Origin of the sequence: Paenibacillus paludis, assembly GCF_042610515.1 — a bacterium.
Classification (GTDB): Bacteria; Bacillota; Bacilli; order Paenibacillales; family Paenibacillaceae; genus Paenibacillus_AQ.
Genome location: NZ_JBGJZP010000008.1, coordinates 297613 through 306185, shown reverse-complemented (window position 1 = coordinate 306185; position 8573 = coordinate 297613). Strand labels below are relative to the sequence as shown.

6 protein-coding genes are annotated in these 8573 nt (G+C 52.2%); all 6 read left to right on the top strand.

Annotation, left to right across the window (positions count from 1 at the left end):
* Positions 1 to 1896, top strand: a 1896-nt coding sequence (locus ACAN56_RS18365; protein WP_379144756.1) for a dynamin family protein, incomplete at its 5' end; no start/stop codon positions are given.
* A gap of 147 nt (positions 1897 to 2043) precedes the next feature.
* The gene (gene purT / locus ACAN56_RS18360; RefSeq protein ID WP_038594334.1) at positions 2044 to 3234 is read left to right on the top strand and encodes a formate-dependent phosphoribosylglycinamide formyltransferase; all 1191 of its coding nucleotides are present in this window, start codon (positions 2044 to 2046) and stop codon (positions 3232 to 3234) included.
* Positions 3224 to 3688 (top strand): GNAT family N-acetyltransferase, encoded by a 465-nt coding sequence (locus ACAN56_RS18355; RefSeq protein ID WP_144024272.1) that lies wholly within the window; start codon positions 3224 to 3226, stop codon positions 3686 to 3688. The genes purT and ACAN56_RS18355 overlap by 11 nt, the downstream gene beginning before the upstream one ends.
* A 276-nt stretch (positions 3689 to 3964) precedes the next feature.
* Positions 3965 to 5614: a response regulator gene (locus tag ACAN56_RS18350; RefSeq protein WP_379144753.1), complete on the top strand. Its 1650-nt coding sequence runs from the start codon at positions 3965 to 3967 to the stop codon at positions 5612 to 5614.
* Positions 5615 to 5616: 2 nt separating this feature from the next.
* On the top strand, positions 5617 to 7446 hold the full coding sequence (locus tag ACAN56_RS18345; protein WP_379144751.1) for a sensor histidine kinase: 1830 nt from the start codon (positions 5617 to 5619) through the stop codon (positions 7444 to 7446).
* Complete coding sequence (locus ACAN56_RS18340) at positions 7443 to 8468, top strand: substrate-binding domain-containing protein (RefSeq protein WP_038594327.1); 1026 nt, start codon at positions 7443 to 7445, stop codon at positions 8466 to 8468. The genes ACAN56_RS18345 and ACAN56_RS18340 overlap by 4 nt, the downstream gene beginning before the upstream one ends.
* The last annotated feature ends 105 nt before the right edge of the window (positions 8469 to 8573 follow it).

The following is an 8573-nucleotide window of genomic DNA, read 5'->3' as shown; positions in this document are numbered from 1 at the left end:
ACGAAGGCCGCAGCGGCGCTGAGCGCTGCGGCAGAGCTGCTGCGCGGCGAGCCGGCCATGGCCTCGGCGGCGCGCAGCCTTGCGGCACGGGCGGAGAGCATCGCCGCCGGCCGCTTTACGATGGCGCTGTTCGGAGCGTTCAGCGCCGGTAAATCCTCCTTCGCCAATGCGCTGCTGGGCGAAGAAGTGCTGCCTGTGTCTCCCCACCCCGCCACAGCAGCAGTGAATCGCATCCTGTCACCGGAAGGGGAGTTCCGCCATGCCAGCGCGGTGGTAACGATGAAGACGGCGGAGGATTTCTGGGAGGACATCCTCCATTCCTTCAGCGTACTGCAGCTTGCGCCCCCGCAGCGGCAGAGCTGGACCGCTGAGGTGGCTGGGCTGAAGGTCAGCGGCCTGCATCCTTCCGCCCTGCCGCATGCCGGATTCCTGCGGGCGGCGGCGGCTGGATGGTCAGAAGCGGAGGGACTGCTGGGAACGGTGCGGACTGTTGATCTGCAGGAATACCGTGGACTGGTCGCCGAGGAGACGCGGGCCTGTTTTGTGCAGGGGATTGACCTGTATTATGACTGTCCCTTGACCGCGAGCGGCATTGTGCTGGTGGATACCCCTGGCGCGGATTCCCTGCATGCCCGTCATACCGGTGTAACCTTCGGTTACATGAAGAATGCGGACGCGATATGTTTTGTGACCTATTATAATCATGCCTTTTCCAAAGCGGACCGTGGTCTGCTGGCCCAATTGGGAAGAATTAAAGACAGCTTCGCGCTGGATAAAATGTTCTTTATCATTAACGCTTCTGATTTGGCCGCAGACGAAGCGGAGCTGGAAGAGGTGAAGGGGCATGTCGCGCAGAACCTGCGTGCCGGCGGCCTTACCTCGCCGCGGATATATACCTTGTCCAGTCTGCTGGCGCTGCAAGGCAAAACAGACCACAACCGGGAAGCTTATGAAAGCTCCCGTTTCCAGACCTTTGAAGAGGCGCTTGCGGAATTCGCGGGCGGAGAACTGCCGCGGTTGTCGCTTGCAGCCGCGCAAGAGAACATTGCCTCCGTGCGCATGCGGGCGGAAGAATGGCAGAAGCTGGCCGAGATGGAGGCAGGAAGGCGTGAAGCCGGACTGCTGGAGCTGCAGGAACGGCGCCGCACCGCAGAAGCACGGCTCACGGCGCTTTCCGCCGAGGAACGTCCGCTGCGCGACCTGCGCCGGGAAGGTGAAGAACTGCTCTATCATGTGCGGCAGCGGATCGGATTTGCCTTCGGCCGTTTCTTCCAGGAATCCTTCCATCCTTCCGTGCTGCGCGAGGATAGCGGAAATCTGAAAGATATCTTTACAGCCTGTGGCAGAGAACTGGAACGCACCCTTGAGCGTGAACTGGAACAGGAATTGTGGGCGACTACCCTGCGCCTGGAAGCGGCAGGTCAAAAACTCGTGCGGACGGCAGCTTCATCGGCCGCGTCGGAACTGTCGATTTCGGCTCAGGAGCTTCAGCTCATGGACAATGCCGAAGAACACTGGCCTTCCCCGGATAAGCTGGAGTGCCGGTTATCCCCTCTGGATTGGGCTGCATTATGGGGCCGCTTCAAATCGCCGCGTCATTTCTTTGAGGGGCCGGGGCGTAACGAAGTCAGAGCATCAGCGGACCCTTGGCTGAAGGAAACAGTTGCCGGAGCCGCCGGAACGCAGGAAGATTTATTATTGGATTTTTATACGGGTGTAGCGGAGCAGGCGTTGAAACGTTCGGCAGACACACTCCGAGCAGCTCTGGCTGAGCGGGAGGAAGTGATGTCCGGTCTCTTGAAAGGGGGTGATTCTGCGGAACATTGGGGCCAAATTGGCCATCAATTAAATGTTCTGGAGAGAAATTTCGACGATCTCGTAGACGGCGATCTGTGAAGATTGTAGGAAAATGTCGAAGAAGGCTTGCAATCTGGTCGTTGATGGAAGAAAATAAAGAAGCCTGAAAATTTACAATGAAAACTGCGACATTTACAGAAAAAGAGAGTCAGCAGTCAAATTAGCCGAAAGAGGTTGGAGTCGACAATGTGGGGAGCTCCTTTTTCAGCTCAAAGCCGTAAGCTGCTGCTCTTGGGCAGCGGGGAATTGGGTAAGGAAGTCATTATCGAAGCTCAGCGCCTTGGCGTAGAGACCGTAGCTGTGGATCGTTATCAAGATGCCCCGGCGATGGGTGTAGCCCATCGCTCCTATGTAATTGATATGCTGGACGCGGATGCGCTTAAGACGCTCATCCGTTCCGAGAAGCCTGACTTGATTGTGCCCGAGATTGAGGCTATTGCCACTCATGCGCTGCTGGAGCTGGAGGCGGAAGGATTCTTCGTAGTCCCGACTGCACGTGCAGCCCGGCTGACCATGGACCGGGAGGGTATCCGGCGTTTAGCGGCTGAAGAGCTTGGCCTGCCGACCGCGGCATACCGCTTCGCGGACAGTCTGGACGAATTGCGCCAGGCAGTGGAAGAGCTTGGCACACCCTGTGTGATCAAGCCGATTATGAGCTCTTCCGGCAAAGGACAAAGTGTCTGCAAGAAACCAGGTGATGTGGAGGACTGCTGGAATACGGCTCTGGAAGGAGCGCGGGCCAAAGGGACACGGGTCATCGTGGAGGCTTTCGTTACGTTTGAAAGTGAGATTACCTTGCTTACGGTCCGATCGGCAAGCGGAACTGTATTTTGTCCGCCGATCGGCCATATCCAGAAGGACGGCGACTATGTAGAGTCCTGGCAGCCGCATCAGATGAGTGAGCGCACGCTGGCAGAAGCTCAGAATATCGCCAAAGCGGTAACTGATCAGCTTGGAGGCCTTGGTATTTTTGGAGTGGAGCTGTTTCTTACAGAGCAGGGAGTATTGTTCAGTGAAGTATCGCCCAGACCGCATGATACCGGCATGGTTACAATGATTACGCAGGATTTATCGGAATTCGCTCTGCATGTCAGAGCCATTCTTGGATTTCCGCTGGACTCGGTTGCGCTTGTAACACCGGGCGCTTCGGCTACCCTGAAAGCAGAAAAAACCGGACAGGCTTTTGCCATATCCGGAATCGGCGAAGCGCTGGCGCTTCCCCGTACACAGGTTAGGGTATTCGGCAAACCTGAAATCCGTCCTGGACGGCGGATGGCAGTAGCCCTCAGTGCAGCGGAAGATGTAGAAATCGCGCGGACTACCGCCAAACAGGCGGCGTCTATGCTAAAAGTGGAGGTATATGAGAATGAACAGTAGTACTCAGGAGCAAGTACTGCAAATTCGCAAATGCGGCATGAATGATCTGGAGAGAGTGACAGCCCTTCTGCGGGAATTCGGCTATCCGACAACACTTAGCGTGATGAAAGAGAGAATGGAAGGCATGGAGAATGATCCGTTCCATTGCACACTGGTCGCTGAACTGGACAATGAAGTTGTGGGAATGATTGGACTTCGGCAGGTGAAATCCTATTACAAACATGCGGATTGTATTACGGAAATCAACGCGCTGATTGTATCAGAGGAGCTTAGAGGCAACGGCCTCGGCAAAAGATTGGTAGCTGCAGCGGAAGAATGGGCCCGCGGGCAGGGTTGCTGCCAGCTGTTCCTTAGAAGCGGCAACCGTGTGGAACGTGCGCCTGCGCATGCTTTTTACCGTCATATGGGTTTCGAGCAGACTACCGGCTACCGCTTCAACAAAGCATTGCTGTAAATCTAATACGTACAATCATCCCCATCCCGGCAACCGGGATGGTTTTTTTTTATTCGCCGTAGAGGTATACCCGGCCGTTCTGCACAGGAGAATATCATTCCCTCAATTTGCTTATGTATACCCGTCCATTGCCACTGTATAATGAATTTGCTGAACCGGCGGAATAGCCATTCAGTATCTTTTACCCCTTACTTAAGTTAAACATAGATAGAGTTGATCGAATCAGCTAGAATAGTTTTATAATTACCTAAACATAAATTATAAGAGGGATGAAGCATGTATAAATTGATTCTTGCCGAAGACGAAGAGGACGTAAGAGAAGGGATTATCGCACAGATCGACTGGGGCAGCTATGGTTTTGAGGTTGTAGATCAGGCGGAGAATGGCCGTGAGGCTGCGGAATCAATCGACCGCCTGCTGCCGGATGTGGTCGTGACCGACATCCAGATGCCATTTATGAACGGACTGCAGCTGTCCGAATGGATCCGCAGCCGTCATCCCAATACGAAGATCATAATTCTCACCGGCTATGATGAATTTGAGTACGCCCAGAAAGCGATTAAACTGCAAATTGACGAGTATATTCTGAAACCGTTTTCTTCTCAGGAATTGATCGACACACTGCTCAAGGTTAGAAAAACCATAGAGGCGGAAATCGCTGAGAAAGAAAATGTATTTGTGCTGAGCGAGCATTACCGGAAGAGTCTGCCTGTTCTTCGTGAACAATTCCTCTCCTCGCTTGTTTCCCGCAGGCTGCGGCCCGCGGAAATCGCCGAGAAAAGTGCGGAATACGGCATCAACCTCTCTGGTGAGAGCTTTCAGTCTTCCGTAATCAGCATAGATTATATCCGTTCGGAGAAGAATGCAGGAGTTATCCAGAGTCTGCCCGTATCCCTGCGTGACACCGGCGACCGCAATTTGCAGCTGTTCGCGGTGCTTAATATCGCTGAGGAAATTTGTCTGAAGCATGGTTTCGGCAAAGTATTTATACACCGGGATGATGTCGTGCTGCTCTCGGTCAGCATGGAGAAGGATGAGGCGGAGATTACCGGCAAAACCTTCGCGATCTTGGAGGAAATCCGGCAAAATGTACAGCGGTTTCTAAAGCTGACGGTGACCTCAGGAGCCGGAACAGTATGCCATACAGCGTCCTTGCTGTTCAATTCATTCGGCGATGCGCTGCAGGCACTTGATTACCGCCTCATTCTCGGCAACAACAGAGTGATCTGGATCGAAGATGTGGAGTCAAGATCCAATCAAATGCTGGCTTATGACGAGCTGACCCAACAATCGCTGATCCGCACAATCAAGCTGGGCACGGTACAGGAGCTGAAAGAGGTTGTCGACGAATTGTTTGGGGGACTGGACACCGCACAGGTTTCGACGCAGGACTATCAGGTGTTTCTGCTGGAGATCATCACCTCGATTCTACGGGTGGCTAAGGAGTCAGGCAGTGAGACCACGGATTACATCGGATCAGGGCTGTCTTCGCTGACGGAAATCCATAAATTCAACAATATGGGCGAAGCTAAGCAGTGGATTATCAATGTGTGCAGCCGCCTGATGGATTCCATCGCTTCGGAGCGGCAGTCGAGCTACAAACAGCTGATTGACCAAGCCAAGGAATACATCCGGGGTCATTATGAGGAGTCCGACATCTCGATCGGCAAAGTCTGCCAGCATTTGCATATCAGTACGGGATATTTCAGCAGCATTTTTAAGAAAGAGATGAAGATGACCTTTGTCAGCTATCTGCTGCAGATCCGTCTGGAGGCTGCCAAGGAGCTGCTGCGATCAACAGAGCTGAAGGCTTTTGAAATTGCCGAAAAAATCGGCTTTGCCGACCCGAATTATTTTAGCTTCTGCTTCCGCAAGAAATATGGACAATCTCCCAAAGAGTATAAGAACAGCTCCCGGGGAGGCTAGCCATGAACAGGCCGAGGGCTTATTTTTTTCCGCTGCGCCCGCAGCAAGACAGACGCGGCAAAACAAGGATATCCTCCAAACTTCGGAGTATTCAGCTTATCATTACGGTGTCGTTCACGGCGGTTACTGTGCTGGTTGCGGTGATCGTCAGCTTCATGCTGTACAACAAGTTTGCGAAGACAGCCGAGGAGAATGCCAATCTGAATATGCAGCAGATAATAGAGCAGGTGAATTATAATCTCGAGCTGTATGTCAAAGGAATGAGCAATATTTTTGAGACGGCGGAGGAACAGGTCACGACCAGTGCCTCTATTGACTCCCCGCTGCTGTATGAACGGATGGATACGCTAATGAACAGCAGAGAAGATTTGGTGTCGGTCGCGGTGTTTACGCTGCAGGGGAAATATGTGGTCGGGACCCCAGGCCAGAACATGCGCCTGAATACACAGCTGGAAAGTCAGAGCTGGTTCACCACCGCCAAAAAAAGCTCGGAGATTTCCTATTCCGCACCGCATATCCAAAATTTATTCAAGGGGCGCTATACCTGGGTTGTCTCCATCAGCAAAATGATTCAATACAGAGAAAACGGAGAACTGAAAACCGGCATCCTGCTGATCGACTTCAACTTCCGGACGATTGATGAGCTGAGCCGGCAGGTCAAGCTTGGCAAAAGAGGATACGCTTACATTTTGGACTCGCTGGGCAACATCGTTTATCACCCGCAGCAACAGCTCATTTATGCCGGTCTAAAGTATGAGAACGTGGAACCGGTGCTGGAGTATGCTTACCGCAGCTATCTGGATGAATCGACAGGAGAGAAACGTTTTATTACCGTACGCACGCTGGCCGAAACCGGCTGGAAAATCGTCGGTGTCGCTTATTACGATGAAATTGTGACTACGAAACGGGATCTGAATCAATTTCTGGTCTGGTTTCTGGCTGCTGTTATTCTTGGCGTCATTGCTGTCTCCGTCTTCCTGTCCTGGCTCATTGCCAGTCCCATCCGCAAGCTGGAGCGGACCGTTAAGCAGGTAGGTGAGGGTGATCTGAATACTCCGATCAATGTCAGCGGCGCTTATGAGGTTGAACAGCTGTCGCGGCGCTTTAACCTGATGCTCCAGCGGATCCGCCAGCTGATGGACCAGATAATTTATGAGCAGGAGACCAAGCGCAAAGGTGAGCTTGAAGTACTGCAGTCGCAGATCAACCCGCACTTTTTGTACAACACGCTGAACTCTGTCATCCGGCTTGCCGAACGGGGCAAAAACGAGGAAGTGGTCACGATGATCCAATCGTTGTCGAAGTTTTTCCGGATCAGCCTGAGTAAAGGGAATAATATTATTACCGTGCAGGAAGAGCTGGACCATATCCGCCATTATCTTGTCATCCAGAGCTTCCGCTTCAAGAATAAATTCCGCTTTGAAATCAAGGCGCAGGATGAGGTGCTCCAGTACCAGACGATCAAGCTGATTCTGCAGCCGATTGTAGAAAATGCACTGTATCACGGGATTGAAATGCTGCCGGACGAAGGTCTGATCTCCATAAGTGCCGAGCTTCAGCATGGCTTAATTGTCATCACAATCAGTGATAACGGGTTAGGAATGCCGAGGGAAATGCTGAATATGATTTTAAGCGGCGGGACCAAAAGCGGCAGCGGCTCTGGTGTAGGCGTGCGGAATGTGAATGAGCGGATCAGACTGTATTACGGACGCGAATTCGGTCTTGCATTCGAAAGCGAGCTTGAGGAAGGCACAACGGTCACTATTACATTCCCGGCAATCCAAACCGCAGAGGGGCCGGAGCCGCAGAAGGAGGATGAATCATCTCCATGAGAAGCAAACGATTGTGGCTGATCCTACTGCTTTGTCCGGTGCTGTGGCTGACGGTCACTTCCTGCTTCAATACGTCTCCCGCCGCTTATATCAGCACCAACAAAACGCATAATATCGATATGATTGTCAAGATGAACAAAGGGGATTACTGGAACACGGTTAAGCTCGGTGCTGAAGCCGCCGCCAAGGAATTTAATGTCAAGCTGACGTTCAAGGCACCTGATTCCGAGAGTGAGATTGATAAGCAGATTACCATGGTTGAGGATTCTATTAATCAAAAGGCAGAGGCGATTATTTTGGCAGCCAGCAGTTATATGGGGTTGGCCCAGGTAGTGGATCAGGCCGCCTATTACAAAATCCCTGTCATTTCCGTCGATGCCGAGGTTGGTTCGGCCAGAGTCAAAGCCTACGTGGGTTCAAATGGCTATGAAGCCGGACAGAAATCAGCGGAAAGACTGATACAGCTGTTGAACGGATATGGTGAGATTGGAATCATCAATTTCACCAACTCCTCTCAGAACGTGCAGCCGGAATCCAGCGGACCGATTGATTATGGAGCCCGGGACGCAGAAGAAAGGGAAAAGGGTTTCCTGAACTATGCAGCCCGTTATCCGAATGTTCAGGTTGTGCAGATTTCCTACACCTCTTCAAACACGGACAATGCGGAATCATTGACCCGGGACATGCTGCAGAACCATCCCGATTTGCGCGGAATCGCCACATTGAATGAAACGGCCTCGCAGGGCGCGGGCAAAGTGCTGCAGAATCTGAAGCAGCATAAGGTTAAAATGGTGGCCTTCGACAGCTCTCCCTCGATGATGGAAATGCTTCAGGACGGAACCGTCCAGGCAACTGTGATCCAGAATCCGTTCAGCAACGGTTATCTGGCCGTGAAATATGCAGCCCAAGCCCTGGAAGGCATCGACATTCCTGAGCGTGTGGATACTGGCACCAAGCTGATTGACCTGGAAAACATGCTATGGCCTGAGAATCAAAAGCTGCTGTTTCCTTTTGTCCGGTAGCATAGGGAACTCATTAGAATTTTTATTGAATACAGTAGGATTTTATATTCGCAACTGTGCTTTTTTCAGGCATAATGATGTACCTGGGACAGATCCGGCATAAGA

Bases quoted from the DNA above. Each gene is read 5' to 3' on its own strand.
- purT (WP_038594334.1), top strand. From the start codon at position 2,044: ATGTGGGGAGCTCCTTTTTCAGCTCAAAGCCGTAAGCTGCTGCTCTTG.
- ACAN56_RS18355 (WP_144024272.1), top strand. From the start codon at position 3,224: ATGAACAGTAGTACTCAGGAGCAAGTACTGCAAATTCGCAAATGCGGC.
- ACAN56_RS18350 (WP_379144753.1), top strand. From the start codon at position 3,965: ATGTATAAATTGATTCTTGCCGAAGACGAAGAGGACGTAAGAGAAGGG.
- ACAN56_RS18345 (WP_379144751.1), top strand. From the start codon at position 5,617: ATGAACAGGCCGAGGGCTTATTTTTTTCCGCTGCGCCCGCAGCAAGAC.
- ACAN56_RS18340 (WP_038594327.1), top strand. From the start codon at position 7,443: ATGAGAAGCAAACGATTGTGGCTGATCCTACTGCTTTGTCCGGTGCTG.